Raw genomic sequence first — 26,519 nt, forward strand, 5'->3', positions numbered from 1 at the left:
GAACATGCCCCCGATCTCTCCGGGCACGTGGCCGGGGAGAGGATCGGGGGCATGTCGACGCCGAGAGGATTCTCATCACTCGCCACTCGGATCAGGAGAAGGACGGTCGATTCGTCCTCATCGACGCAGAACGCCCGGTAACCAGCCGAGACGCACCTTCACAGTAGCGAAGAAAATCCCGGGCGCAGAGGATTCTTCCCGCCGGACGCCGATCGATCGTGCCGGAACGCGTGCTCGGAGGTCAGCGGGGCCGGAGCCGCGACCTGCGATAGTGGACGCCGTGAACTTCCTGATCGTCGCTCTGCTCGTGGCCGCCGTGATCCTGCTGATCGTGGTGCAGGGCGTCGCACGCCACCGTCGCCTCTCGAAGCGCGAGGCGTCGGGCCAGACGACCCTTCCGAAGTCCACCTGGATCGTGTTCGGAGCGGCCTGCGCGTTCTTCCTCTTCGCCGTCTTCGTCCTGCCGCACCTGCTTCGCCCATGACGCCGACCGAGAGCCACACGGCTCGCTGGCGCGAGCTCACCGTCGGCCTGCTGCTGCCCGACGTCGCCTTCGGCGCCGCGGTCGACATCGAGGGGCTGCTGGTCGAACCGGAACTCCACTTCGCCGCGACCCCCGTCTCGAGTCGCCTCCTGCTGATGCCCCGCGCCGGAACGTTCTCGCGCCTCCTGCTCGAATGGGAGAACCTCCCCGAGATCGGCGTCTTCACGGCGAGCACGATCACCGTCGCACCCCTGCTGCCCGATCAGATCGCGCGGCTCGAGACCTGGATGCGCGACGTGGCGGTCGTCTGCCACGCCAACCGCGACCGGATCCGCGAGGCCTCCGAGCGCGCCGTCCGAGACGCCGCGGCCGGTCTCGACACCAGCCTTCCGCCCAACGAGGCGGCGCGCGCCCACGTCGTGTCCGCCCACGTCGGCACCAGTGTCGTCGGCCCGCAGCCGGGCTCGACGTTCGGAGTCGTCGACGTGGTCGGGGTGGTCGACTCCCCCGACGAGATGTGGTTCGTCGAGCACGAGACGGGCTCCTGCTCGGGCGTCGGATCACGCGCCACCGCGGCGACGAGGCCGCGCTCACCCAGCTGGTTCCCGTCGCCGACGGCGTCGGCCGGGCCGAACTGGCCGCGTGGTACGACCAGCACATCGCCCGCGAGGTGCTGTTCGACGACGTCTGGCAGGTGTACGTGCACCTCATCGCCGGTCTCGACGCCCCGGCGAGCATTCAGTACTTCGGTTAGCGGCGGCCGACCCTCCGGCAACGCGTGCGGCCTGGGCGACCGGCCCGCCAGGGCCGCGGCACCGAGATCGCCGTTCGGCCCGCCCTCCGCGAAGGAGGACGGGCCGAACGGCGATCTCGGTGCGGGTCAGACGCTTTCGAGCCCGAAGCGGTCGATCTTCCGGTGGTAGCCGAGGCCGGCCAGACCGCCGACGAGGGCACCGCCCAGCGACAGGACTACGATCAGCCCCTCCGAGACGAGCGCTTCGACGCTTGTGAAATCGCTCAGCTTCAGACCGGCGCCGCTGCCCTGGAACACGGTCGCGGTGTGGTTCTGACTGGCGACGACGACGATCACGACCGCCGCGATGATCGACATGACGAGACCCCAGAGCCAGACCGCGAGGCCCTGCTTGAGCCCGGAGAACCGGGCCATCCGAGCCGCGACGAAACCGCCGACGAAGTACGACAGGAACAGGATCACGAGGAACACCACGAGCGCCGTGATCTGCAGCGTCTTGGTGTCGAACACCGAGCCGAGGAAGTGACCTTGGTGCTGGTTCCGTCCAGGACGGACGACTGCGCGAGTCCCGAGGCGACGGCGATGCCGCCGGCGATGACGTAGAGGAGCCCGGCGAGCCCGACGGCGGCGAGCCAGCCGAAGAAGCCCGACCCGAAGTTGATCCCGGCGAACTCCTGCTTCTGCCGGAAGGCCATCTCGTCGCGGAACGAGCGGCGCTGCGCGAGCTCCTCCGGCGTGAAGCCGTCGTCCCCGCCCGCGATCCCGTCCGTGAAGCCGAGGCTCTCGGCCGGAGAAGCCCCGAGATTCGTGAGCGGCGTCGTGCTGGTGATCGGCGTGGTGGCCGAGGTCGGCATCGCCTGGGTGGGCGGGGCGTACGGAGTCGGGGTCGCGCCGGTGACCGGCGGAGCGAATTCCGTGGGTGACGCGGGAGCGGGCGGCGGTGTCCAGGCGGACGTCGAGCGGCCTGCCGGGCCCTGAGTGATGCGGGTGTCGTCCAGGTCTCCCGTCTCGGAAGAAGTCGCGGCGGGCATCCGCTCGGTCGCAGGATCCAGGGGCTCACCCGCGCGGGCGGCCTCGGCTGCGCGCAGGGCGCTGTCGTCGTGGAGGGCCCCGGTCGACGCGGCCGCGGTCGCAGACCCGGCCGTCGTCGAGGGCTGGGAGAGAGGCGGCACGCCACTCGTCGCCGCGCCGTCCTGGCTGGCGTCGGGGGCAGCAGGCGACCCAGCGGCAGCGGGCTCGGCGGCAGCAGGCCCAGCGGCAGTCGGCTCGGCGGCAGCTGCGGGCTCAGTCGCAGCGGACTCGCGAGGGCTCGCCGGCGCGTCCGAGGAGGTCGGCCTGACGCTGGCACTCCACGCGGGAGCGGGGGACGAAGCCGCGGGAGCCTCGGTTCCGAGCGGTTCCTCGGCAGCGCCGGCCGGAGCATCCTGCGCGCCCTCGGTGGTCGACTCCCGGAACGTCTCCGTGGCCGCAGGCTCCGTGACGTCGGGCGTGGCGTCGACCGGCTCCGAATCGCCGAAGTCGGGCGGTGTCTCGCCCGTGCGATCGCTGCCGGCGGGCGACTCCTCGCCCTCGGAAGCCGTCGGCTCGCCGAACTCCGGCGCCTCACGAACGGCGTCTTCGGCCCCGGGATCGGCCGCTGACCCGGAGTCGTCGACGCCGCGGCCTCGGGCCGCCTCATCGATGCCGGGGTCGTTCGGCGACACGGGGTGTGCGGGCGTGTTCGGGTCCGTCATGATGGCTCCTCGTGATCGGTCTTCACGCGGACAGTACCCCCACAGGGGGCCGGAACCCGGCTCCCCCGCCGCCCGGTGACGAGCCCGTACCGCGACCCTCCGAAAACCACCGACGTCGCACGGACGTCACACGCGGCGTCGGCCACTAGCGTGGAGACACCGATCGACGACGACGAGCATGAGGTTCCATGAGCAACGCACCCAGCATCCCGGCAACCGACCGCCCGCGCCCCGACGCCGAGATCGCCCGCTCCTGGCTCCTGGTCCCCGGCACCCGCCCCGACTCCTTCGATGCGGCGGCCGGCTCCCGCGCCGACCAGATCGTCCTCGACATCGAGGACGCCGTCGATCCGGCTCGCAAACCCGCGGCTCGCGACGACGTCGTGACCTGGCTCTCCGGCGGCGGCCAGGCGTGGGTCCGTATCAACGACCGCTCGACCGACTTCTGGTCGGACGACGTGGACGCCCTCGTCGGCCTGCCCGGCCTTCTTGGCGTGATGCTCGCCAAGACCGAGGCAGGCGAGCACGTGACCGAGACCTTCGACCGCCTGCACGGCGCCAAGCCCGTCCTGGCCCTCGTCGAGTCGGCGCTCGGCATCGAGACCTCCCCCACCATCGCCAGCGCGCGCGGCGCCTTCCGCCTCGCGTTCGGCTCGGGCGACTACCGCCGTGACACCGGCACCTCGAGCGACGACATGGCCATGGCCTACCCGCGCTCCCGCCTCGTCGTCGCGTCGCGCATCGGCAACCTTCCCGGGCCCATCGACGGACCCACCGTCGGGTCCAGCCACGGCGTCCTGCGCGAGCAGTCCTCCGTCGCAGTGGCCCTCGGCCTCACCGGCAAGCTCTGCCTCGACATCGAGCAGTTGCCGGTCATCAACGAGGTCATCAGCCCGACGCCGTCCGACACGGCCTGGGCGCGCGACTTCCTCGCCGACTTCGAGAGCCGCGGCCGGATCATCCGTGACGGCAGCGACCTCCCCGCCTCGGTCGGGCGCAAAAGATCGAGCGCCTGGCGCGGGCCTTCGGCGTCACCCCCAACTGAGTCGCCTCGTCTCGGCCGGCGGGCCACCGGGCACCAAGCCCCCCTCCCGAAATCGAAGGGGATTCTCCGCCGACACCCCGTCCAGCCCCGTGCCGCCGTCGCCCAGCGCAGAATCCCCGTCGATTTCGGGCAGGGTGCGGCGGCGGCGAGCCCGTCGTGGCACGCTGAGAGCATGCCCCACCGCCCCCGCCGCAGCGTCGTCCGGATGACGCTGCCCGAGGCCGAACGCATCGTCGCACTCGATCACGACGGCAAGCTCGACCGCGACGACGCCGACGTGTCGAAGGTCGTCTTCGAAGCCCACACCGTCGTCCAGCGGGCAGCCATGTGGGGCGGCGAACCCGGTCATCCGACGCGACGCCGCACGTTCTGGATCATCCTCGCCTGCGGCGTCTTCGTGGCCGTCTGGATCGCCGGACTGCTCATCCCGCTCCTCCTCGGCGTCGATCGCTGACCCGGCCGTGACGATCCCCCCGCGCGGTTCAGCGCCCAGCTCGAAACGACCGAACACACGCTCCCGCGGGCCCCTGACGCCGGCGGTCCTCACGTCGCTGCTCCTCGCGATCCTGCTCGTCGTCGGGGCTCTCGCCGCGGGCTTCGTCGCCCACGAACGCGCGACCTCGACCTCCCTCGCCCACGGAGCAGCCGCCGACCCTCCGTGGCCGGCCCCCACCGGCGCCGAGCGGCACGCGCGTGCGGACGCGGCCCACCTGCCGAACGTGTACGGGGCCAAGCTCGCCGAGCACATCCACACGCACCTCGACATCACCGTCGACGGCCGCGCCGAAATCGTGCCCGGCCAGATCGGCCTCGACGAGAAGCACGGCTTCGCCACCGCGTTGCACACGCACAACACGTCCGGGATCATCCACATCGAGTCGCCCGTCGAGCGTGACTTCACCCTGGGGCAGTTCTTCACCGAGTGGAACGTGCGTCTCGACGCCCGCCACGTGGGCTCCCGGGGCGGCGACATCGGCGAGACGCTGACCGTGTACGTCGACGGCGTCCGCAGGGCCGGCGACCCCGCGTCGATCCGCCTGCGCGACCTCGACGACATCGACCTCGTCGTCGCTCCCGCCGGCGTGCCGACGCACCCGCAGCCCGCCTTCGCCTGGCCGTCGAACTACCACTAGCGCGCCTGCCCGCCCGGCGCCCCGCAGCCCGCCCCGCCCCGCCCGGTCCCGAAGCCCGCCCGCCCCTCCCGAAATCGAAGGGGATTTTCGACCAGCACCCCGTTCCGCCGCAGAACACCGTCGCCGCCAGGAGAATCCTCTTCGATTTCGGGAGGAGAGGAGGAGGAGAGGAGGGCTACTCGTCCTCGACGCGGTCGTGCGCCTCCTGCATCGCCTCGGCGTGCTCGGTCTTGCCGTCGGCGATGAGCCCGTCGTCGTGCCGCAGCATCCCGAGCGCCTCGGTCGCCCGCCCCTTCACCGCGGAGAAGAAGGTGGCCGGCGTCGGCTTGTAGTCTTCGCCCTCGCGCCCGTCGCCGGCGTGCCGGAAGCTTCGCAGCACCCCGCCCTCGTCGTACTCGAGGGGCTGTTCGGCGTGCTCGACGCAGAGCTTGGCGACCTCCTCGGCGTGCGCGTGCATGACCGAGTGCCCCGCCCCCGGGATCTCCCAGAGCCTCGACGACGGCAGCAGTTCGCCGACCTGTTTCACCCAGTCGCGCGGAGCGACCGCGTCGAACTCGCCCCGGATCACGAGCGTGTCGGCCTTCACGTGCGGAAGGGCTCGCTCGATCGGGAACCGCATCATCTTGGGCAGGATCCGCGAGAACCATTTCGGACCGCAGAACAGATACGCCGTGAGCGCCAGCAGCTTCACCCGCCCGGGCTCGTGGGCGGCCGCCTGCAGGAAGCGGACGGCTTGAAGCCCGATGCGCCGCTCGCGCGGGTTGATGACCGGCCCGATCAGCACCAGCGTGCTCAGCTCCTCGCGGCGGGCGACCAGGTCGACCACGACCTGCGTGCCCATGGAGTGGCCGACGACGACCGGATCGTCGAGTTCGAGCCGGTCGATCACGAGCCCGACGAGATCCGCGTACTGCCGGATCGTCATGGCGTCGTCCGGGTGCGGGACTCCCGCGAAGCCCGGCAGGTCGAGGGCGTGCACCGGACCGAACTCGTTCAGGTTGGGGGCGAGCCGTTCGAAGTAGTTGCTGGCGACGCCGATGCCAGGCACGAGCACGAAGGGCCGCGTGCCGCCCTGGCCGATCGTGCTCACCCGGACCGAGACCTCACCCGCGTCGATGCTGGTGACGGTCACTTCGGTGGAGGAGTTCGCGGCCATCACCCCAGTCTGACAGGCGGCGAAACGGCGAGCGCAGGATCTCGGCGAAAAGATTTGTGCGCGCAGGCTTGACATAGCGAACTATCACGATATATCTTTGAGCTATCGCCGAACGGAACATGCCGACACATCGACACGAACCATCGAACGGCGCGAGCGGCCCGGCCGATCGGCCCGCCGCCCCCACAATCCACAACTCCTACGAAAGGAGTACCCCATGGGTACCCACTACGACAACCACTTCTCAGAACGTCCTCAGCGCAACCACCACGACCAGCCGCAGCGCGGCGAATTCGGCCCCTTCGGCCGTGGCCGCGGCTTCGGCCCCGGCTTCGGCCCCGGCATGGGCCGCGGTGCGGGCCGCGGCGGCGCAGGCTTCGGCGGCGGCTTCGGTCCCGGCTTCGGCGCAGGCTTCGGCCCCGGCATGGGCCGCGGTGGCCGCGGCCGCGCTCGCAAGGGCGACGTCCGCCTCGCGATCCTGTCGCTCCTGGGCGAAGAGGCGGCCAACGGCTACGGCCTCATGAAGACCATCGCCGAGCGCACCGACGGCACCTGGCGTCCGAGCCCCGGCTCGGTCTACCCCACACTGCAGCAGCTCGTCGACGAAGGCCTCATCGCCGCCGCCGGCGAGGGCCGCCAGTCGACCTTCGAGCTCACCGAGGCGGGCACGACCTATGTTGCGGCTCACGCCGACGAGATCGCCAAGGCCTGGAGCGACGCCGAGGCGCCGATCGATCCCCGCCACGACGAGTTCATCGGCAGCGCCGTCAAGCTCGCCGGCGTGATCAAGCAGTTCGCCTTCGACGCAACCCCCGAGCAGCGCAAGCTGGCGACCGCCAAGGTCGACGAGCTGCGCCGCGCGCTCTACACCATCCTCGCCGACTAGCACTCGGTCTCAGAGGCATCACTGGAGGCCCCGCTCGACTTCGGTCGGCGGGGCCTTCGGTGCGCCCGGCGTCCTCTCGGTCCACCACCAACCGAGCGGCACCCGATCCGAGCCGCTGACCCGCCTCGCACTCCGACGGACATTCGAGCCCGCCTCGGGACTACCGTGCACGTCGCGCGACCTTGCACGATGTGAATCGTTGCCGGGCACGCCGTGAAAACTGCGGAGGGACGACCCGAATGACATCGACGACAGACAATCCCGGCAAGGTCATGAGCCTGGTTCCGGCCAGGATGGACCGCCTCCCCTGGACCAGGTTCCATTGGTCGATCATCGTCGGACTCGGGATCTCGTGGGTGCTCGACGGACTCGAGATCCAGATCGTCGCGTCGAACGGCTTCTCCGAAGAGTTCCACATGTCGTCGGGTCAGGTCGGGGCCCTGGGCACGACCTACCTCGTCGGGCAGGTGGTCGGTGCACTCGTCTTCGGACGGCTCTCCGACAAGTTGGGTCGGCGGAAGCTCTTCATCCTGACCCTGATCATCTACCTGGTCGGGTCGGGTCTCGCCGGTCTCTCCCCCGCCGTCTGGTTCCTGTTCGCGATGCGCTTCGTCGCCGGCCTCGGCATCGGCGGCGAGTACGCCGCCATCAACTCGGCGATCGACGAGCTGATCCCCGCCAAGTACCGCGGTCGCGTCGACATCGCGATCAACGGAACCTACTGGGGTGGAGCCGCCCTCGGTGCCGCCACCAACTTCTTCTTCCTGAACCACGACATCTTCGCGGTCAACGTCGGCTGGCGCCTCGCCTTCTTCATCGGCCCGGTCCTCGGTATCCTCATCATCTTCCTGCGCCGGAACATCCCCGAGAGTCCGCGGTGGCTGATGACGCACGGGCGCCAGAAAGAGGCAGAGGCCACCGTCGACGACATCGAGGGGCGCGTGACGCGCGAGGGAGGGGTCATCGAGCCCGTCGACGAGCGACTCGCCATGGAGGTCAAGGCGACCGACAGCATCCCGTTCCGCACGATCCTGCACGTGCTCTTCCGGCAGTATCCGAAGCGCACGTTGGTCGGCGCGACCATGATGATCACGCAGTCGTTCCTCTACAACGCGATCTTCTTCACCTACGCGCTGGTGCTGACGAACTTCTACCACCTGAACTCGAGCAACGTGCAGTTCTACTTCTTCCCCTTCGCCATCGGAAACCTGGTTGGCCCCCTGGTTCTCGGCCCCCTGTTCGACTCCATCGGGCGACGGAAGATGATCTTCAGCACCTACGTGATCGCCGGTGTGGTCCTCGCGGTCTCGGCCGCGCTGTTCAGCGCCGACCTGCTCACCGCGACGACGCAGACGATCTTCTGGTGCGTCGCCTTCTTCTTCGCCTCGGCCGGCGCCTCGAGCGCCTACCTGACGGTGTCCGAGATCTTCCCCTCGAGATCCGGAGCCAGGCGATCTCGTACTTCTTCGCTCTGGCCCAGATCTTCGGCTCGGTCGCACCGCTCATCTACGGCATCCTGGTCGGCGACGGCACCGACCGCGGCCCCCTGACCATCGGGTACTACCTCGGTGCCGGCATCATGATCCTCGGCGGGGTGATCGCCGCGATCTTCGGGGTGGACGCCGAGCGCAAAGGTCTGGAGTCGATCACGCAGCCCCTCTCCGTCGTGCGGAAGTAGCCCTCCCGAAATCGAAGGGGATTCTCGTCCAGCCGGGCCGCCCAAGCCGCTTATAGGGCCTCAGCGCGAAAATCCCCTTCGATTTCGGGGGGGGCAGGGGGCAGGGGCAGGCAGGCGCGGCAGGATCAGCCGTCGAGCCGGGCCAGCGGCTCGACGCCCTCGAGGTCGTCCGCGATGCCGATGTCGACGACGACCAGGCGGCCGACGAGGCCCGCGGCCGGTTGCAGCAGCAGGCCCGCCTTTGCGGCGCCGAACGTGACGGTCACGAGCGCGGGCAGCACGACCGGGTCGGGCACCGAGCCGTCGTCCGAACCGATGCCGGACGGCAGGTCGACCGCCACGACGGACGACGCACCCATCATCCGCATCAGCACGCGCGGGCGCACGGCCTCGACGACGCGCCTCGCGCGACCGCGCAGCGCCGGATCAGCCCCGGAACCGATCCCGAGGATCCCGTCGACGACGACGTCGACGCCCTCGAGAAGCTCGGCGAAGGCTTCCGACTCGGGCTCCGCGTCTCGCTCGGCGACGAAGGCCCCCGCGGCCTCGGCCGCAGCGAGCCCCTGCTCGTGCACGCGATCGCCGGTGGTGACCACACGCACGTTCACCCCCGTCGATGCCAGGGCGGCCGACGCGAAGAGGGCGTCACCACCGTTGTCGCCGGATCCGGCGAGCACCAGGATCGTGCCGGGCTCGGATCCGCGACCGGCCAGAACCGTTCGGATCTCGGCTGCCAGCCCGGCAGCGGCCCTCTCCATCAACGGCTCGCCCGCCTCCAGGTGGGGAGCCTCCGCCTGGCGGATCTGGTTTGCCGAATATCCCAGGATCATCCGCCCATGCTGGCACGCGGCACGGGGAGAGCGCCGATGTCCTCCCGGTGTTCGCCAGAATGGTGTCATGCGCTCGACCACCCGTAACCCCGACGACGGAACCGAGATCGCCTACGAGACGGGCGGCGACGGCGATCCGCTGCTCCTCGTTCACGGGTCAGGGCTGTCGAAGGGCACCTGGCGGGGGCTGGGCTACCTCCGCGACCTCGAGCGCGACTTCACGGTCATCGCCCTCGATCTGCGCGGCCACGGCCGGAGCGGCAAACCGCACGAGGCCGCCGCGTACCGACCCGAGTGTTTCATCGGCGACGTCGAGGCGGTCCTGGACGACGTCGGCAGCGGGCCCGTCCACTACGTCGGCTATTCGATCGGCGCCAGGATCGGCCTCCGCATGGCCTCCGCGACCCCGGAACGGCTCCTGACCCTCACCACGATCGGCGGCTCGTTCGAGGCCATGACCGACAAGATCGGTCTCACCTTCTTCCCGACCTGGCGCGAAGCCCTCGACTCCGGTGGCATGGACGCCTTCGTCACCGCCTGGGGCGAGTACCGGGGACGCGAGATCGATGCCGCCACGGCTCTGGCCTTCCGCCAGAACGACCCCGTCGCTCTGCGGGCGTACTTCGAGGGAATCGAAGCGGCATCCCCCTCGGCATCGACGGCGCCGCGACGATCGCGGTCCCGACGCTTCTCCTGGCCGGCACCGACGACCCCGACCGCTTCCGCCAGTCGCAGGAGGCCGCCAGGCGGATGGCCCACGCCAGCTTCTTCGAGCTGATCGGGCAGGATCACGGCTCCTCCCTCCTGCCCGTCGACGAGGTCACCGACCTGATCCGCACCTTCCTCGAGGTCCACTGCCCGTCCGCATCCGCCTGAAACACTCGGCGACGCGACAGGTCATGTTGGCCCGGTGTTAACGCGCGACGCCTACTCTGATCGCATGACGGCACAGCTGAGGCTCGTGGAACGGCCGGACGGGGTCCGGGGCCCGATCGCGTCCGAGTCGGACGTGCACTTCTTCTGCATCGGGCGCGACCGCTGGACGATCTACGACCGCCGCGTCGATCCTGCGGCTCCCGGCGCCTTCCTCGGCCGCCTTCGGCGCGTCGCGGGTCTCTTCGAAGTGAGCTTCGCCGATCCGGATCGACCCCGCGCCTACTGCGCGAGCCTCAACGACTCCCGCTCGCAGTTCGTCGGGCACCAGGCGCCGGCCCGTCGTCCCGCGCTCCGCCTCGTCTGACGCCGCCCCGGCGTGGCAGTCTTGACGGGATGACTCTCGACCAGAATCCCCACCTCGCCTCCTTCGCCTCGTTCGTCACGGCGTCTCCGACCTCGTACCACGCCGCCGCGGAGGCGGCCAGGCGGCTCGACGAGGCCGGGTTCACCGGCCTGGACGAGCGCGAGGCCTGGCCGAGCGGTCCGGGCCTCCGGTACGTCGTCCGAGACGGGGCGGTCATCGCCTGGGTGCAGCCCGAGTCGCAGTCGGCGCTCACGCCGTTCCGCATCGTCGGGGCACACACCGACTCCCCTTCGTTCAAGCTCAAGCCGAACCCCGACACGGGCAGCTTCGGGTGGCAGCAGGCGGGCGTCGAGGTCTACGGCGGCCCGCTGTTCAACTCGTGGCTCGATCGCGATCTCGAGTTCGCCGGCCGACTGGTCACGAGCGACGGCGCCGTGCACCTCGTGCGTACCGGCCCGGTGCTGCGTTTCCCGCAGCTCGCGGTGCACCTCGACCGCGGCGTCAACGCGGAGGGCCTCAAGCTCGATCCGCAGCGGCACCTGCACCCGATCGTCGGACTCGCCGGGCACTCGGGCCACGACATCCTGGCCTCGCTCGCGGCGTCGGCCGGGGTCGATCGACGGGACGTCCGAGGCCACGACGTCCTGGTGGCCGACACGGCGGCGCCCTCGCTGCTCGGCTTCGACGGCGAGCTGTTCGCGAGCGGCCGCATGGACAACCTCACCAGCGTCCACGCCGGCCTCACCGCCCTGATCGACGGCGCCGCCGCGCTGCTCGAGAGCTCCTCGATCGCCGTCTTCGCCGCCTTCGACCACGAAGAGGTCGGCTCGGCGACCGTGTCGGGCGCCAGCGGGCCGTTCCTGGCCGACGTCCTGCGCAGGATCAGCGCGGGTCACGACGCCGACGACTCCGATCGGATGCGCGCGTTCGCCGCGTCCTGGTGCCTCTCGTCGGACGCGGGCCACGCCGTCCACCCCAACTACCCGGAGCGTCACGACCCGGCCAACCACCCGGTGCCGAACGGTGGGCCGCTGCTCAAGATCAATGCTCAGCAGCGCTACGCCACCGATGGTCCAGGATCGGCCGAGTGGGCGCGATCCTGCGAACAGGCGGGTGTTCCGTTCCAGACCTTCGTCTCGAACAACGCGGTGCCGTGCGGCTCCACCATCGGCCCGCTCACGGCGACGCGACTCGGCATCCGCACCATCGACGTCGGCGTCCCGCTCCTTTCGATGCACTCGGCTCGCGAGCTCTGCGGCTCGGACGACCCGGGGTACCTCGCGTCTGCCGCAGGGGCGTTCCTCGCTCCGGCCGCCTGAGCGGTCAGGCCGACTCGATAGCGGGTGATCTTCTCCCGAGTCAACCCCTTCGCGAGACTTTGCAGGCACGCCCCGTTCTGACATTCTCATCTCATGGAACAGGTCCAGGCTCCTGAGGGGGAAGGTTCGGGCTCACGATGACCAGCAGGTACTCCCGCGATCCGCGCGTGCCACCGGCGCAGGTCGGGCACCTCGGCAAGCACGGGCGCGTCGCGGCTCACGGACCCGTCGGCCTCCCGCCGGCGGAGCGACCGAAGAAGCCGCCCGTCGATGCGGGGCCGACCTACGACGACTTCCTCGAGCACGACGAGGCCGACGATCGACTTCCCGGGAAGACGGGCTAGCCCTCTCGACGGATGCCCCCGAATACGGAAATGTGGGGGAAGCGATGACTGACGTAGTCTCCTGAGAGGTTCTCACGTCATCCGGGAGAGACGCCACGCTGGGTGCGCGCCTCGAAGAAGGGGCTTCACTTGACCACCACCACCGACCACGTGCCGACGTCCGGCGCCGCTCAGACCAACAGCGACTACGACCCCACCGTTCTCAAGGGCGTGTTCGAGCACCACTACACGTACGCGAACGGCATCGAGCGCAACATCCACCGCTACGCGAGCCGGACGGCCCTCACCGATTCCGAGACGGGCCGCAGTTGGACGTACCGCGAGCTCGGCGAGACCACGGGCCAGCTCGCGGCCGGGCTGCGGGCCCACGGCGTCGGCACCGGCGACGTCGTCTGCTACCAGCTCATGAACCGTCCCGAGTTCGCGTTCCTGTACGTCGCCACGCAGGGGCTCCGCGCCGTGGGGTCTCCGATGAACTTCCGGCTCGCACCGGGTGAGACCGCGTTCATCCTCGACGACTCGCGACCCGCGGTGTTCTTCTTCGAGGCGGCCGACGCCTCGCTCATCGCCGCAGCGCTCGAACTGTCCGACTTCCGCCCACCGGTGCTCGTCGCCGTCGGCGACGACGACCTGGCGGGCCTCGACGGCGTCCTGCGCTTCCCCGACCTCCTGGTCGAGGGTGCGCCGTCGTTCACGGCGCCGGAAGACGCCTCCACCTGGGACGAGACGACCCGTCTCTACACCTCGGGCACCACGGGGCGCCCCAAGGCCGTGCCGCTCACCAGCCTCAACGAGGTGCTGACGGCGCACGACGTGATCATCAACATGTCGCTCACGCCGAAAGACAAGACGATGAACATGTCGCCGTGGTTCCACCGGGGCGGCGCCTACTGCGCCGGCCCCAACACGGTCTTCTACGTCGGTGCCGAAGCCGTCACCCTGCCGCGCTTCGACGCGGGCCTCGTCATGGACCTCGTGGAGCAGCAGGGCGTCACCTACGTGATCGGCGCCCCGACCAACCTCGAGCGCCTCGCCGACGAGCAGGAGGCCAAACCCCGCGACCTCGCGACGCTCAAGGGCATCGTGACGATGGGCGCTCCGTTCGAGCGCACTGCCGCGCTGCGGTACCAGAAGGTGCTCACGCCCAACATCTCGAACGGCTACGGCACGACCGAGGCGTTCTGGAACACCTTCCTCCCCGGCGACGAGCTCACCACCTACGCGGGCGCCGCGGGGAGGGCTTCGATCGACGACGACGTGGTCGTCGTCGCCGTCCGAGCACCGGGCCCGGCGACCCGACCGACCAGGTCGCCACCGACGGCAAGGAGATCGGCGAGGTGGCCGTCCGCTCGATCAAGTCGGGCTACACCTACCGCGGCAATCCCGAAGAAGACGCCAAGAAGTTCCGGAACGGCTGGTTCTTCGCGGGCGACCTCGCCACCTGGAACGAGGACGAGGTCATCACCGTCGTCGGTCGCAAAGACGACATGATCATCTCCGGCGGCGAGAACGTGCATCCCGTGCAGGTCGAAGAGACCTTGGCGTCGCACCCCGGCGTCGCCGACTCGATCGTCTGCGGCCTCTCCGACACCGAGTGGGGCCAGGTCGTCGTCGCCTACGTCGTCAGGCGCCCTGGCCAGCTCGAGAACGAGCAGGCGGCGGCCGATGAGCTCGAGGCACACTGCCACGCGTCGGTCGATCTCGCCGACTTCAAGCGGCCCCGCTTCTACTCGTTCGTGCCGGAGCTGCCGTACACCGCCACCGGAAAGAAGCAGCACTTCGTGATGCAGGATCGCTCGCCCCGCGACTTCGCCGACGGCCACTTCGTGAGGCCCCAGCGCTGATCCTGCGCTCCCCGCGCGCGTGCGGTGGCGAGCCGGTCGGTTGAGGTCGACGGGCCGAATCACGAGACCTGGGAGCCCCCGGGTGGTACCTGGGGACGATGACCACCGGAGCGCGCCTTCGTAGGTTGGGGGTCATGGAGCGAACAGCATGATCCACGCAGAGAATCTCACGAAGCGCTACGGCGAGCGCACCGCCCTCGACAAGGTGTCCTTCGACGTCAAGCCCGGTCTCGTCACCGGCTTCCTCGGCCCGAACGGTGCCGGCAAGTCGACCACGATGCGACTCATCGTCGGCCTCGACCGCGCCACGTCCGGCGACGTCACGGTCAACGGCCGCCACTACTCCGAGCACGCAGCGCCCCTCCGCGAGGTCGGCGTCCTGCTCGACGCGAAGGCGGTTCACCGGGGCCGCAGCGCCTTCGACCACCTGCTCGCCATGGGCGCCACGCACGGCATCGGCAAGAAGCGCGTCGACGAGGTCATCGCGCTGACCGGCCTCGAGTCGGTCGCCAAGAAACGCGTCGGCGGCTTCTCGCTCGGAATGGGCCAGCGCCTCGGCATCGCCGCCGCCCTGCTCGGCGACCCGGCGACCCTCATCCTCGACGAGCCGGTCAACGGCCTCGACCCCGAGGGTGTCGTCTGGGTTCGCAACCTGGCGCGGCACCTGGCGCGCGAAGGCCGCACGGTCTTCCTCTCCTCGCACCTGATGAGCGAGATGGCGCAGACCGCCGACCACATCATCGTCCTGGGCCGAGGCCGGGTCATCGCCGACGAGTCGGTCGACACGATCATGGCTCGCGCGAAGGGCGACGGCGTTCGCGTCCGCACTCCACACGCCGCTCAGCTCACCCCGCTGCTCACCTCACCCGAGGTCAGCGTCACCGGTACCGCCGCCGACCTCCTCGAGGTCCACGGCCTGCCCTCCTCGCGCATCGGCGAGATCGCGGCCTCGGCCGGCGTCGTCCTGCACGAACTCACCCCGCTCGACGGTTCGCTCGAAGACGCCTACATGGCTCTGACGGCTGACGAGGTCGAGTACCGCGACACGGCGACCGCCGCCCCGACCCCGGAGGTCGTTCGATGACAACCGCAACCGCAACCGCCCCCGCGCGCAGCCACGCCCCCTGTCGCGCCTCACCTTCGTCGGCATCCTCCGCTCCGAGTGGATCAAACTCCGCAGCCTGCGCTCGACGTTCTGGTGCTACCTGTTGATCCTGGTGCTCAACGTCGGCTTCGCACTCCTCATCGCGAGCGCCGGTGTCGGCACCAGCACGACCCGGGGCCCGGGGCAGCCACGGCGGGTGAGGCGGGCATGAGCGCTGCCACGACCGTCGTGACGCTGGGCCTCAACTTCACCGTGCTCATCTCCGCCGTCCTCGGCGCTCTGATGATCACCGGCGAGTACGGCACGGGCATGATCAAGTCGACCTTCACGGCCGACCCGCGCCGTCTCGGCGCGATCTTCGGCAAGGGGCTCATCTTCGGCGTCGTGACCTTCGTGGTCGGCTTCGTCTCCTTGATCGTCTCGGCCCTCGTCGCCTCGCCGTTCCTCGACTCGTCGTCGAACATCTCGATCGACTGGTCGAACGGCACGTTCTGGCTCGCCCTCGTCGGCGGCGCGGGATTCCTCGCTCTCGCCGGGCTGCTCGCGATGTTCATCGGTGCGATCATCCGCACCAGCGCCGGTGGTATCGCGGCCGGCATCGGCCTGCTCTTCGTCGCCAACATCGGCATGAGCATCGTCGTCGGTATCACCAACGCCACCTGGGCCAAGAACGTGACGACCTTCCTCCCTCGAACGCCGGCGGGCAGATGTTCGCCTACGGGTCGGGCACGTCCAGCATCAAAGACGGCCTGGTCACCCTCGACCAGACCCAGGGGCTCCTCGTGATGATCGGCTGGGTCGTCCTCAGCGGCATCGTCGCGCTGGTCATGGTCAAGCGCCGCGACGCCTAGCGAACGGCGCCCCAGCAGCACCTGCGCGAACCCTGAGCCCGGCTCGGCGACACCTGTCGCCGGGTCGGGCTTCGTCGTACGCTTGAGCCCATGAGCCTCTACGACCTCCCCGTCGAAACCGCGTCCGGCGACATCACGAGCCTCGGCGCCTATGACGACAAGCTGCTGCTCGTCGTCAACGTCGCCAGCCGCTGCGGCCTCACGCCCCAGTACGGCGACCTCCAGCAGCTCCAGGAGAAGTACCGCGATCAGGGCCTCCAGGTCGTCGGCTTCCCGTGCAACCAGTTCAACGGGCAGGAGCCCGGCACGAATGACGAGATCCAGGCGTTCTGCGTGGCCACGTACGGCGTCGACTTCCCGGTGTTCGGCAAGATCGAGGTCAACGGTGAGAACCGCCACCCCGTCTACCAGGAGCTCACGCAGACGACCGACTCGCAGGGCGAGGCCGGAGACGTGGCCTGGAACTTCGAGAAGTACCTCGTCGCGCCCGGCGGCACGGTCGTCGCTCGGGTGCGTCCCCAGGAGAGCCCCGCCGCCGACGAGTTCGTCGCCCTGGTCGAGGCCAACCTGCCCGTCCGCGTCTCGTAGCCCGTCGGCGTCGGCGGGTTCGAGCAGGCCCGGGCGGGTCGGCGCCGACGCGCCGGCGCCGACTACACCCCGCCGCCGACGGCCGACGCGGTGGCAGCCACCGCTGAGACGCGCAGGAAGTCCAGCTTCTCGGCTTCCGGCGTTCCCGAGGCGACGGTGTAGGCGACGATGCGCAGGTCGGAACCGGCGACCGTGAAGACGTCGCAGTCGACCTCGAGGTCGCCGACGAGCGGATGCGACACCGTCTTGCGCTCGGAGACGTGCTCGGCGACGCACCCCACGGCCCAGAGCTCCCGGAAACGCCCGCTTCCGGCGAGCAGGTCGTCGACGAGTCGACGCACGGAGGCGTCGTCCGGGTAGCGTCCCGTCACCCGGCGGAGGTCGGCGGCGAGCGACTCCTCGAAGTGCTCGATTCCGCCCGTCTGACCGGGACGGCCGACGCGCGTGACGCCGCTGCCCGCGATGCCGAACGTCGAGCGCAGAAGATTGCGCTCCGGCCCGAAGACGTCGTCGGGCTCGCCGATCAGCGCGCCCCAGAGCGGGCTCCAGGCCAGGAGGTCCCAGGACGCCGTGAAGACGGCTATCGGCGACTCCCCCAGCCTCGCCACGAGCCGCTGCACGCCCGGGGGAATGTGCCGCGGAACCTCACCGGCCCCGGGCGGCAGGAGGCCCGCGACTCGGAAGAGGTGGTCGCGCTCCTCGTCGCCGAGCTGCAGGGCCCGCGCGAGTGACGCGACGACCTGGTCGGACGGGTTGCGCGCTCTGCCCTGCTCGAGTCGCACGACGTAGTCGACGGACAGTCCGGCGAGCTGGGCGAGTTCCTCTCGGCGGAGGCCGACTGCCCGCCGCTGCGGCCCGGACGGCAGCCCGACGTCGAGCGGCGAGAGCTGCGCCCGCCACGACTTCAGCAGGGTCGCGAGTTCTCCGTGTGTGGAAGGCATCTGTCCATTGTGAGCCGGGCGACGTGATCCTGCCTGGTACTGGGCGTCCTAGGGAGGAGGCGGGCCTTCTCGCGCCCAGGCCGCGAGCGCAGGATCGAGACATGACAACAACACTCATCACCGGCGCCAACAAGGGCCTCGGCTACGAAACCGCTCGCCGACTGCTCGAGGCCGGGCACACCGTCTGGATCGGAGCCCGCGACTCCGCCCGCGGCCAGAAGGCCGCCGACGAGCTCGGCGCTCGCTTCGTCCAGCTCGACGTGACCGACGACGCCTCGGTCGCCTCCGCCGCCGCCACCGTGTCCGCCCAGGGCGGCCTCGACGTCCTCATCAACAACGCCGGCATCACCGGGCCGCAGAAGGACGCCGCCGACCTCACCGGCGACGACGCCCTCGCCGTGTTCTCGACCAACGTGCTCGGCGTCGTTCGCACGATGAACGCGTTCCTGCCGATCCTGCGTTCCTCCGAGAATCCCACCGTGGTCAACGTCACGAGCGGTCTCGGCTCGTTCGAGGCCGTCCACGACCCCTCGCGCGTCGAGTCGCAGGTGATCGCGCCGCTGTACACCTCGTCGAAGTCGGCTGTCACGATGCTCACGGTGCAGTACGCCAAGGCGCTGCCCGACGTTCGGATCAACGCGGCCGACCCCGGCTACACGGCCACCGACCTGAACGGCAACTCGGGCCACCAGACGGTGACCGAGGGAACCGACGCGATCGTCGAGCTGGCGCTGCGTGGCGCGGACGGCCCGACCGGAACGTTCATCGATCGCTCGGGGGTCGCGCCCTACTGACCGGTCCGGCGGCGAGCCGGTAGATTCGTGCCATGACCCGGACCCCTCAGATCATGGCCGTCTACCGACTCGTGTTCGCCGCCTTCGGCCTGGTCGCCGTGATCAGCCAGTTCGGGGTGACCCTGTCGAAGCACTACAGCATCGTCAACTTCTTCTCGTACTTCACGAACCTCGGCAATCTCATCGCGATCGTCGTGCTCGTGATCGGCGCCGTCCGCCTCCTGCGAGGAACCCCGTCGACTCGCGGATGGGAGATCGTCCGCTTCTGCAACACCGTCGACATGGTGTTCGTCGGCCTCGTGTTCAACATCCTCCTCGCCGGAACGGACGTCGGCGACGTCATCCCCTGGGTGAACGTGGTCGTCCACATGCTGATGCCCGTCGTGGTCCTGGTCGACTGGATCATCCTTCCGCCGTCGGTGCGCTTCCGATTCGTCACGGCGCTCGTCGGGCTGGTGTTCCCCATCGCCTACAGCGTCTACTCGCTGGTGCGCGGCGCCATCACCGCCTTCTACCCGTATCCCTTCTACAACCCGAAGGCCGTCGGCGGCGCCTTCGGGGTGACGCTCTATCTCGTGGCGCTGATCATCGGGCTGGCGGTGCTGTCGTTCCTGGTGCTGCTCGTCGCCCGGGCCAGGACGAAGCAGCGAGCCTGAGGTGCGCTACCGGGCGCCCAGCACGATCTCCGCGACCTCGACGATCGAGTCGACCACGTGGATCGCACCGGCCTCTTCGAGCACCGTGACCGGCGCGTACCCGCCGCGGACGGCGATCGGCACGTAACCGGCCGCGACCGCCGAGCGCATGTCGTACGCGGTGTCGCCGACGTAGAACGCGCGTCGGCGTCGCCCGCGGTGGCCGGTCAGAGCGGCGACCTTGTCGGCGACCGGAGCTTCGACGGAGTCGAACAGCCGCGGCACTCCCAGCGACGAGAGGTCGAACTCGACGGCCGCCCGGGCCGCAGCCGAGACGACACCGAGCCAGACCCCCGCGGCAGACAGGGCCGAAAGGGCCGGTGCCGTGCCCGCTCGGAGGCTCGTCCGGTGGGCCGCCATGTAGCAGTTCCAGTCGTCCTCGGCCTGCCCGAGGAGAGGCGACGGTACACCGAGGTCTCGGAACATCTCCCCCATCGGCAGCCGGAACGTCGCCGGGAAGTCGGCCCTCGACACCTCCGGCAGGCCCTGTCGCACCAGCGCCGCACCGAGGGCCTCCCGGGCCCGGTCGTCGTCGGTCACGACGGTGCCGTTCCAGTCGAACAGCACCATCGCCTCCGAGCCCCCGACCTCGAGCGGATCGGGGCGTGTCCGGTCCACGACCGTCACGCGGCGACCACCGAGGTCGCCTGCACCGAGAGGCCGGACGACATCGCGTCGCCGAGCCGCAGGCCCGAACCTCGCGAGTAGACGTGCACGTCGCCGGCTGCGGCACCGACCGTCACCGTCTCGCCGATCCGCGGGGTGCGGTCGAGGCTGCTGCGGAACGCCACGGCCGCCCCGGACGGCGTCACCACCTGCACGACGCGGTCGGCTCCCGTCGGCTCGACGAGCGCGACTCGCCCCGACAGGCACCAGGCCGAAGGATCCGGGTCGAGTCGCAGGTGCTCCGGTCTGACCCCCACCGTGAGCTGCCCCGCGACCGAAGAGGCCGATCCGCGCACGCTGCCGAAGGCGCTGTGGCCACCGGCGTCGTCGACATCGAGCAGGTTCATCGGCGGAGTGCCGATGAAGGAGGCGACGAAGAGCGAGGCGGGTGCCGCATAGAGCTCGTCCGGCGTGCCGACCTGCTCGAGTCGCCCGTGGTTGATCACGGCGATGCGATCCGCCATCGCCATCGCGTCGAGCTGGTCGTGCGTGACGTTGATCCCGGTCGCTCCGATCGAGCGCAGCAGCGAGGCGATCTCCAGCCGGAGCACCGCGTGCAGTTGCGCGTCGAGGCCCGAGAGGGGCTCGTCCAGCAGCACGATGCCGCTCTTGCGCGCGAGCGCCCTGGCCAGCGCGATGCGCTGTCGCTGCCCGCCCGACATCTCCTTCGGCTTGCGCTCGAGCAGCGCCTCCACCTGCATCCGCCGCGCGATGTCGGTCGCGCGAGCGGCCGCCTCCTGCTTCGAGAGTCCGAGCCCGTGCCGCAGCCCCAAGGTGATGTTCTCGCGAGCCGTGAGGTGCGGGTAGAGCGCGAAGTGCTGGAACACGATGGCCGCATCGCGCTCGTGCGGCGCCACGCCGTCCTGGTCGACGCCGCTGAAGCGGACGCTGCCGGCGTCCTGGTCCTCGAGCCCCGCGACGATCCTGAGCAGGGTCGATTTTCCGGAACCCGACGGCCCCAGGATCGCGACGTTCTCGCCGTCGCCGACGGTCAGGTCGACGCCGTCCAACGCGATCACGCCCCCGGCGTAGCTCTTACGGATTCCGTGCAGTTCGACGGTTGCCACGGCGCTACTCCTTCCCGACGATGGCGTCGATCGACGTCACGGTCTGCTTGACGGTCTGAGCCGTGTCGGAGCCCGACTGCACTTTCTGCGCCATGGTCTTGATGAGGTCGTTCACCTGCGACGTGTCCTTCCCGTCGAATCCACCCCAGGGCGAGAGCTTCTTGTCGTAGCTCCACGCGTAGGTGAGCTGCTTCGTCGCGGAGGACGACGACAGGAGCTGCTTCCCGGCGGTTTGGTCGACCGGGATATAGCTGTACGACGTGCCACTGGCCGCCGCGGAACCGGCGGGCGAGAGGAGGTCGGCCACCAGAGCGTTCGAGAACGCCGCGGCGCACGACTTCTGGCTCAGGACGATCCAGCCGTTGCCGCCGGCGGGCAGCGCACCCCGGGCGGTGCCGGTGAGACTCGGCAGATCGACGGCGTCCCAATCGAACTTCGATCCGACCGCCTTCTGGATGGAGGCGATGACCGACGTCGTGTAGACGAGGAACGGCGTCTTGCCCGCCTCGAACGAGGCCATGGCGTCGAGGCTCCCGATGCCCTGCTCGAGGTTCTGCTTCTTGAGGTCCTGCCAGATGGAGAGCGCCTTGACTCCCGTCTTCGAGCCGAAGCCGGCGGAGCCGTCCTTGCTGACGAAGGTCCCGCCCGACCCCTGGACGAACGCCTGCGAGAACCAGTCCGAGAGGCTGTCGGTCGGAATGCTCACCGACGGCTTGCCGGTGCTCTTCGTCACGAGGGCCGCCGCTTCGACGAGATCCGCTTCCGATCTGATGTCGGACGCCTTGCCACCCCCGCAGCCGTCAACGCCTTCTGGTTGACGAGGAGCACGGGTGCCGAGATCTGCGACGGGGCCGCGTAGACGGTGCCGTCGACGGTTCCGGCGGTGAGGAACTGCTTCTGGTAGGTCGAGTCGAGCGCGTCGACGTCGATCGGGGCGGGCTTGTAGGTGTCGACCCAGAACTTGAGCTGTCCGAGGCCGGTCATGATGACGTCGGGGCGCTTGCCGACGGCGATGTCGCCGACGATGGTCTTGGTCAGGTCGCCGTAGTCGGCTGTCGACTGCGGGGTGGCGTTGACCGTCAGCCCGGGATACTTCTTCGTGAGGGCCGCGACGGCGACCTTCATCTGCTCGGAGGCCTGCAGACCGAACGTGACGTTCAACGTGGTCTTCGCCGGTGAGCAGCGTGCGATGTCGGCGGCCGAGGCGACCGTGGATCCGGAGCCCGGGCTGGCTGCGGAGGAGGCCGAGCAGCCGGTCAGGGCGAGGCTGCCGGCCGCGAGGACGCCTGCCGCGGCGACGATCTTCTTCGAAAAACGCATGGGGGTGTCTCCAAAAGGGGTGAGTGAGAGGTGGGGTGGAGGGGAGGAAGAAAGAGGACTCAGCCGGGGATCTCGGCGCCGCTCATGCCCTGCACGAACCGGCGTTGCGCGACGAGGAACAGGATCACGACGGGCGCCGTGACGATGACCGCTCCGGCGGCCAGCGCGGGGTAGTCGAACCCGGTGTCGCCCTGCTGGAAGATCGCCAGCGCGAGAGGCGGGGTGATGGTCGAGGGACTCCTCGCGATGAGGAGGGGCCACATGTAGTCGTTCCAGTGTGTGAAGACGGAGAACACGCTGAAGGCCGCGATTCCGGGGCCGGCCATCGGGACGACCACGCGGCGGAGCGTCTGGAAATGCCCCAGCCCGTCGGTGCGGGCCGCTTCCAGGAGGCCGTCGGGGATCGACATCATCTGCTGGCGCAGCAGGAAGATCCCGAACGCGCTCGTCATGAACGGCACCACCAGGCCGGGCAGGCTGTCGGCGAGGCCCGCGAGATTCACCCCGATGAAGAGCGGGATGAGCGTCACCTGCGTCGGCACCAGGAGGCAGCCGAGCACGACGCCGAGGGCGACGTTCCGACCGCGAAACGGCACCTTGGCCAGGACGTACGCGGCGGGGACGCAGGTGACGAGCTGGAGTAGCACGATCGAGAGGGTGACGATGATCCCCGTCGCCACCGACTGACCGAGGTCCGCCTTCGTCCAGGCCCGGGCGAAATTGCCGAAGTCGAAGCTGGAGAGCCAGAACCGGCCGCTCGCGACGTCCGCGGCGGGAGCGAGCGACGTGCGGACCATCCAGACGAACGGGAAGAGGGAGACGACCACGGCGACGGCGATCAGGATCCAGCGCGACGCGTGCAGAACACGGGCGTTCATCGCGCGCTCCCGGCCAGGACTCGGCGCTGGAGCAGACCGATGCCGACCAGCACGACGAGCAGGAGGAACGACAGCGCCGAGGCCGAACCGAGGTCGTAGTAGCTGAAGCCCAGCTTCCACGTCTCGGTGAGAATCGTCTCGCTGGACCCCTGCGGGCCGCCCTCGGTCATCACGTTGATGGTGTCGAACACCTGGACCGAGCCCAGGATCGTCACGACGCTGGCGAACACGACGGTCGGCTTCATGATCGGCAGGGTCAGTCGAGTGAGCTTGGCGAACCCGCGGATCCCCTCGGCGCGAGCGGCCTCGTTGATGGTGCCGGGCACCGTCGCGAAGCCGGCGAAGAAGATCATCATGGCGAAGGACGCCGCGCGCCAGACGCCCACCAGCGCCACCGTCACGAGCGAGGTGCTCGTGTCGCCGAGCCAGTTGACGCTGCCGACGCCCACGATGCCGAGCAGCTGATTCACGACGCCGCCCTGGAAAGCGAAGATGTAGTCGAAGACCACCGCCATGGCGACGAGGTTGGCGGTCAGCGGCAGGAACAGAGCGGTGCGGATCAGCGCCCGCCCCCGCGTCACGGACTCGGCCAGCAGCGCGAGACCCAGGCCGATCACGAGGCTGGGGATGATCGTGATCACGGAGTAGAACACCGTGTTGCCGATGGCCTGCTGAACCGTCGGATCGGTCAGGACGCGCGAGAAGTTCGCGAAGCCGACGAAGCCCCAGGAGCCTCCCGCGAGCGGGATCGAGAAGAAGCTGCCGATCAGCGACAGCACGGCCGGTGCCACGACGAAGACGGTGATGCAGAGGCCGGCGGGCAGGAGGAACAGGATCGGCACGAGGGGCGAGCGACCCCGGTTCCGGCGACGGACGGTCCGAACCGGCGGCTCCCCGAGCGAGGGTGCGGCAGCCCGCGGCGGTGCCGACAGCTCCGTCTCGGTGGCCGTCACGAGACGACCCCCTGCAGTGTCGCGCTCGGGGAGCGCACGGCTCCCCGGCGACCGCCGACGAGAGCGCGATGACGTTGCCGTCGACGCCCACGGCGAGCAGCCGCTCGACGCCCCGGGAGTCCGTGGTGTGCAGCAGCCCGGCCGCGATCGACGACGCCAGCTGCGTCGTCCCGAGCTCGGCCCCCTCCAGGGAGAACCGCCGGATCACGCCGTCCAGGCCGGGCAGGACGAGGCTCGTCGCCGACGAGGCTCGGCGGTGCGATCACGGGGTGCGGCGTCTTGGTGTACGACGCCATCGGGAACGGGGCGTCGCCGGTGATGTCCGCGTTCCAGAGCGTCTCTCCCGTCGTCCTGTCCAGCATCCTGATGCCCCTGCCGGTGACGGTGACCACATAGCCGAGATCGGTGACGAGCGGCGTCGCGGGGCTGAAGCCGCCTTCGTGCGGCTGGACCCAGCGGGTGCGACCCGTGGCGCGGTCGACGACGGTGGTGTGGCCGTGGGCCGGCATCAGGACGGCGTCCGTCGCCGGATCGAAGGCGGCGGTTCCCATGATCAGCAGGCGCTTGAGCTCGAAGAACGTGTCGGTCGCCTGCGGCTCGCGTTCCCAGACCGACTCGCCGGTGCGAGCGTCGAGGCCGATCGGACTGGCGGGTGTCGGCCAGAAGCCCATCACCAGCAGCTCGTCGACGATCAGCGGTGCCGCGTGGTTGACGAGGTTGTGGTGCGGGCTGAGGTCGGTCCGACGCCAGATCACCTCGCCGGTCGCGACGTCGACGGCGCGGAGGTCGGACTGGTCGCCGAGGTAGACCATGCCCGAGGCCACCGTCGGGGCGCCCCAGGCGAAACGGCGCAGCGGGTCGGACGACGGAAGACGCCAGACGACCTCGCCCGAGCGCGCATCGAGGGCGGTCAGGTCGCCCGAGACCTCGGCGGCGAGGACGACGTCGCCGGCCGGAGCGGGGGTCGTCTTGACGGCGCTGGAGGTCGGAGTGCGCCAGAGCAGCTCCCCGGTGGCCAGGTCGAACGCTTCGACGCTCCCGGCCGCTCGATCCTCGATCTGGCCGCCGGCGAAGACGACGTCTCCCTGAACACTGACGCGCTGCCGATGACCGGCTCCGGCGAGCCCGGCCTGCCAGAGGACATGCTCGTCGGTCGACGTCCCCGTCGACGCGGCGAAGGTCGAACGACTCACGTCGGTGAGGGCGCTCGGGGCCGGCACCGACAGCAGCGTCTGCGTCTTCATCGTGATCCTGCTGCCGTCCCAGGTGACCCGCCGGAATGCCGGCGGCGAGTAGTCGAGGCTGGCGAAGAAGCTCGTCGGGCTGTTGACGTGCAGGGTTCCGTCGACCTCGACGACGCGGCTGGTGTGCCAGTGCCCGGAGAACGCCGCGACCGGCCGCCACGGCAGCTCGTCGACGATGGAGAAGTTGGGTTGGTCGTGGAAGAGCAGGATGTACGGACTCCCGACCTCGAGTCGGGCCAGGTCGGCTTTCACCCAGGCGTTCTGCGTCTCGTGGTCGAGACCGAGCTCGTGCGTGTGCCAGTCGAGGGCGACGACGTGCAGGCCCGCGACGTCGAAGCTGTACCAGCGCGGACCGAGGTAACGCTCGTAGAGCTCCGGGGTGCCCGTGTTGGTCAGGTAGTCGTTGCGGCTGACGAGGCTGCCGTGGTGACCGTTCATGTGATCGTGGTTGCCGGGGATGACGTGCGTCGGCACCGGGCTCGACGCCAGCACCTCGACGTAGGCCTCGTACTCCTCGGCCAGGCCGTGGTCGACGAGATCACCGGTGATCATGATGCTCTGGGCTTCGGGGGCGAGCGCGTCCAGACGCGCGAGGAAGTCGGTGAGCTGCGCCGGCAGGCTGCCCTCGCGGTAGAGACCGAAGCCCTCGCCCTGACCGTCGAGGTAGCTCTGCACGGTCATGTGCGTGTCGGTGAGGTGCACGAACGTGTAGGGCAGCGACTGGGGCTCGGCGTCGAGGACGAAGACGATCTCGCCGTCGTCTTCGGGGGTGCGCTGCCACCACGGCGCCGCCGTGAAGCCGGTGGGACGGGTCAGGACGACGAAGGAGCCTTCGACGGCCTGGCGGAGGAGGGAGAACCGGCCGTCGTCGTCGGTGACCGTGTTCACGGCGCCGGTGGAGACGACGACGCGGGGCGCCGGGCTGCCGTCGCGGTACTCGACGCGACCGGTGAGGGTGTTTTCGGGCATGG

30 protein-coding genes and 1 pseudogene are annotated in these 26,519 nt (G+C 69.8%); 19 read left to right on the forward strand and 12 right to left on the reverse strand.

All coding sequences use genetic code 11. The features are described from left to right. Window positions 1-280: 280 nt before the first annotated feature. Both QUE79_RS19630 and QUE79_RS19635 read left to right on the forward strand, forming a co-directional pair. A complete protein-coding gene (locus QUE79_RS19630; RefSeq protein ID WP_286344530.1) occupies window positions 281-484 on the forward strand; it encodes a hypothetical protein in 204 nt (67 codons plus the stop codon). Continuing rightward, window positions 481-1,407, forward strand: coding sequence for a hypothetical protein (locus QUE79_RS19635; protein ID WP_286344531.1), 927 nt, complete (start codon window positions 481-483; stop codon window positions 1,405-1,407). Before QUE79_RS19630 ends, QUE79_RS19635 begins: the two co-directional genes overlap by 4 nt. On the opposite strand, the gene QUE79_RS19640 is transcribed toward QUE79_RS19635, so the two are convergent. Next, entirely contained in the window at window positions 1,365-1,748 is a 384-nt protein-coding gene (locus QUE79_RS19640) for a hypothetical protein (protein WP_286344532.1), read from the reverse strand. The genes QUE79_RS19635 and QUE79_RS19640 overlap by 43 nt on opposite strands. Next, window positions 1,697-2,971, reverse strand: a complete 1,275-nt coding sequence (locus tag QUE79_RS19645) for a hypothetical protein (protein ID WP_286344533.1) — start codon at window positions 2,969-2,971, stop codon at window positions 1,697-1,699. Before QUE79_RS19645 ends, QUE79_RS19640 begins: the two co-directional genes overlap by 52 nt. A 188-nt stretch (window positions 2,972-3,159) precedes the next feature. On the opposite strand from QUE79_RS19645, the pseudogene QUE79_RS19650 reads away from it, so the two are divergent. The 3 genes and pseudogenes from QUE79_RS19650 to QUE79_RS19660 all read left to right on the forward strand — a co-directional run bounded on the left by QUE79_RS19650 (window position 3,160) and on the right by QUE79_RS19660 (window position 5,149). Next, window positions 3,160-4,016, forward strand: a pseudogene (locus QUE79_RS19650) (HpcH/HpaI aldolase/citrate lyase family protein). Window positions 4,017-4,188: 172 nt separating this feature from the next. Continuing rightward, on the forward strand, window positions 4,189-4,470 hold the full coding sequence (locus tag QUE79_RS19655) for a hypothetical protein (protein WP_286344534.1): 282 nt from the start codon (window positions 4,189-4,191) through the stop codon (window positions 4,468-4,470). 7 nt (window positions 4,471-4,477) lie between these two features. Next, the gene (locus QUE79_RS19660) at window positions 4,478-5,149 is read left to right on the forward strand and encodes a hypothetical protein (protein ID WP_286344535.1); all 672 of its coding nucleotides are present in this window, start codon (window positions 4,478-4,480) and stop codon (window positions 5,147-5,149) included. Between the two features lie 175 nt (window positions 5,150-5,324). Here QUE79_RS19660 and QUE79_RS19665 read toward each other — a convergent pair whose 3' ends face one another. Beyond that, entirely contained in the window at window positions 5,325-6,305 is a 981-nt protein-coding gene (locus QUE79_RS19665; protein WP_286344536.1) for an alpha/beta fold hydrolase, read from the reverse strand. A gap of 217 nt (window positions 6,306-6,522) precedes the next feature. Here QUE79_RS19665 and QUE79_RS19670 point away from each other — a divergent pair, with 217 nt between their 5' ends. After that, window positions 6,523-7,191 (forward strand): PadR family transcriptional regulator, encoded by a 669-nt coding sequence (locus QUE79_RS19670; protein WP_286344537.1) that lies wholly within the window; start codon window positions 6,523-6,525, stop codon window positions 7,189-7,191. Between the two features lie 239 nt (window positions 7,192-7,430). After that, the gene (locus QUE79_RS19675; protein ID WP_350271593.1) at window positions 7,431-8,741 is read left to right on the forward strand and encodes an MFS transporter; all 1,311 of its coding nucleotides are present in this window, start codon (window positions 7,431-7,433) and stop codon (window positions 8,739-8,741) included. 253 nt (window positions 8,742-8,994) lie between these two features. Here the strand turns inward: QUE79_RS19675 and QUE79_RS19680 are convergent, their stop codons facing one another. Beyond that, the gene (locus QUE79_RS19680; protein ID WP_286344538.1) at window positions 8,995-9,699 is read right to left on the reverse strand and encodes an NAD(P)H-hydrate epimerase; all 705 of its coding nucleotides are present in this window, start codon (window positions 9,697-9,699) and stop codon (window positions 8,995-8,997) included. A gap of 67 nt (window positions 9,700-9,766) precedes the next feature. On the opposite strand from QUE79_RS19680, the gene QUE79_RS19685 reads away from it, so the two are divergent. The 10 genes from QUE79_RS19685 (at window position 9,767) to QUE79_RS19735 (ending at window position 16,990) form a co-directional block, all read left to right on the forward strand. Then, window positions 9,767-10,477, forward strand: a complete 711-nt coding sequence (locus tag QUE79_RS19685) for an alpha/beta fold hydrolase (protein ID WP_286344539.1) — start codon at window positions 9,767-9,769, stop codon at window positions 10,475-10,477. Further along, window positions 10,450-10,575, forward strand: coding sequence for a hypothetical protein (locus QUE79_RS19690; protein ID WP_286344540.1), 126 nt, complete (start codon window positions 10,450-10,452; stop codon window positions 10,573-10,575). Before QUE79_RS19685 ends, QUE79_RS19690 begins: the two co-directional genes overlap by 28 nt. A 64-nt stretch (window positions 10,576-10,639) precedes the next feature. Continuing rightward, window positions 10,640-10,939 (forward strand): hypothetical protein, encoded by a 300-nt coding sequence (locus tag QUE79_RS19695; RefSeq protein WP_286344541.1) that lies wholly within the window; start codon window positions 10,640-10,642, stop codon window positions 10,937-10,939. A 29-nt stretch (window positions 10,940-10,968) separates the two neighbouring features. Then, a complete protein-coding gene (locus tag QUE79_RS19700; protein ID WP_286344542.1) occupies window positions 10,969-12,258 on the forward strand; it encodes a M18 family aminopeptidase in 1,290 nt (429 codons plus the stop codon). 137 nt (window positions 12,259-12,395) lie between these two features. Then, window positions 12,396-12,602: a hypothetical protein gene (locus QUE79_RS19705; RefSeq protein WP_286344543.1), complete on the forward strand. Its 207-nt coding sequence runs from the start codon at window positions 12,396-12,398 to the stop codon at window positions 12,600-12,602. Window positions 12,603-12,731: 129 nt separating this feature from the next. Beyond that, window positions 12,732-14,093 (forward strand): class I adenylate-forming enzyme family protein, encoded by a 1,362-nt coding sequence (locus QUE79_RS19710; protein ID WP_350271594.1) that lies wholly within the window; start codon window positions 12,732-12,734, stop codon window positions 14,091-14,093. Next, the gene (locus tag QUE79_RS19720) at window positions 14,090-14,446 is read left to right on the forward strand and encodes an AMP-binding enzyme (RefSeq protein ID WP_286346784.1); all 357 of its coding nucleotides are present in this window, start codon (window positions 14,090-14,092) and stop codon (window positions 14,444-14,446) included. Before QUE79_RS19710 ends, QUE79_RS19720 begins: the two co-directional genes overlap by 4 nt. Window positions 14,447-14,594: 148 nt before the next feature. Further along, window positions 14,595-15,530, forward strand: a complete 936-nt coding sequence (locus QUE79_RS19725; protein ID WP_286344544.1) for an ABC transporter ATP-binding protein — start codon at window positions 14,595-14,597, stop codon at window positions 15,528-15,530. Window positions 15,531-15,758: 228 nt separating this feature from the next. Beyond that, a complete protein-coding gene (locus QUE79_RS19730; protein ID WP_286344545.1) occupies window positions 15,759-16,337 on the forward strand; it encodes an ABC-2 transporter permease in 579 nt (192 codons plus the stop codon). 155 nt (window positions 16,338-16,492) lie between these two features. Next, window positions 16,493-16,990, forward strand: coding sequence for a glutathione peroxidase (locus tag QUE79_RS19735; protein WP_286344546.1), 498 nt, complete (start codon window positions 16,493-16,495; stop codon window positions 16,988-16,990). Window positions 16,991-17,052: 62 nt separating this feature from the next. Here the strand turns inward: QUE79_RS19735 and QUE79_RS19740 are convergent, their stop codons facing one another. Next, complete coding sequence (locus QUE79_RS19740) at window positions 17,053-17,931, reverse strand: helix-turn-helix transcriptional regulator (protein ID WP_286344547.1); 879 nt, start codon at window positions 17,929-17,931, stop codon at window positions 17,053-17,055. Between the two features lie 101 nt (window positions 17,932-18,032). Between QUE79_RS19740 and QUE79_RS19745 the strand changes: the two genes are divergently transcribed. Beyond that, complete coding sequence (locus tag QUE79_RS19745) at window positions 18,033-18,725, forward strand: SDR family NAD(P)-dependent oxidoreductase (protein WP_286344548.1); 693 nt, start codon at window positions 18,033-18,035, stop codon at window positions 18,723-18,725. A gap of 32 nt (window positions 18,726-18,757) precedes the next feature. Next, window positions 18,758-19,381 (forward strand): Pr6Pr family membrane protein, encoded by a 624-nt coding sequence (locus tag QUE79_RS19750; protein WP_286344549.1) that lies wholly within the window; start codon window positions 18,758-18,760, stop codon window positions 19,379-19,381. Between the two features lie 6 nt (window positions 19,382-19,387). Here the strand turns inward: QUE79_RS19750 and QUE79_RS19755 are convergent, their stop codons facing one another. Genes QUE79_RS19755 through QUE79_RS19785 form a run of 7 tightly spaced genes read right to left on the reverse strand, consistent with a single transcriptional unit; the run spans window position 19,388 to window position 26,517 of the window. After that, a complete protein-coding gene (locus QUE79_RS19755; protein ID WP_286344550.1) occupies window positions 19,388-20,038 on the reverse strand; it encodes an HAD family hydrolase in 651 nt (216 codons plus the stop codon). Between the two features lie 5 nt (window positions 20,039-20,043). Beyond that, complete coding sequence (locus QUE79_RS19760; RefSeq protein WP_286344551.1) at window positions 20,044-21,153, reverse strand: ABC transporter ATP-binding protein; 1,110 nt, start codon at window positions 21,151-21,153, stop codon at window positions 20,044-20,046. A 4-nt stretch (window positions 21,154-21,157) separates the two neighbouring features. Further along, window positions 21,158-21,886, reverse strand: coding sequence for a type 2 periplasmic-binding domain-containing protein (locus QUE79_RS19765; RefSeq protein WP_286344552.1), 729 nt, complete (start codon window positions 21,884-21,886; stop codon window positions 21,158-21,160). Continuing rightward, on the reverse strand, window positions 21,883-22,473 hold the full coding sequence (locus tag QUE79_RS19770) for an extracellular solute-binding protein (RefSeq protein WP_286344553.1): 591 nt from the start codon (window positions 22,471-22,473) through the stop codon (window positions 21,883-21,885). Before QUE79_RS19770 ends, QUE79_RS19765 begins: the two co-directional genes overlap by 4 nt. A 59-nt stretch (window positions 22,474-22,532) precedes the next feature. Continuing rightward, complete coding sequence (locus QUE79_RS19775; protein ID WP_286344554.1) at window positions 22,533-23,351, reverse strand: carbohydrate ABC transporter permease; 819 nt, start codon at window positions 23,349-23,351, stop codon at window positions 22,533-22,535. Further along, complete coding sequence (locus tag QUE79_RS19780) at window positions 23,348-24,304, reverse strand: carbohydrate ABC transporter permease (RefSeq protein ID WP_286344555.1); 957 nt, start codon at window positions 24,302-24,304, stop codon at window positions 23,348-23,350. The genes QUE79_RS19775 and QUE79_RS19780 overlap by 4 nt, the downstream gene beginning before the upstream one ends. Next, window positions 24,301-26,517: an outer membrane protein assembly factor BamB family protein gene (locus QUE79_RS19785; protein WP_286344556.1), complete on the reverse strand. Its 2,217-nt coding sequence runs from the start codon at window positions 26,515-26,517 to the stop codon at window positions 24,301-24,303. Before QUE79_RS19785 ends, QUE79_RS19780 begins: the two co-directional genes overlap by 4 nt. Between the last annotated feature and the right edge of the window lie 2 nt (window positions 26,518-26,519).

Source organism: Frondihabitans sucicola (genome assembly GCF_030296615.1).
Taxonomy (GTDB): Bacteria; Actinomycetota; Actinomycetes; order Actinomycetales; family Microbacteriaceae; genus Frondihabitans; species Frondihabitans sucicola.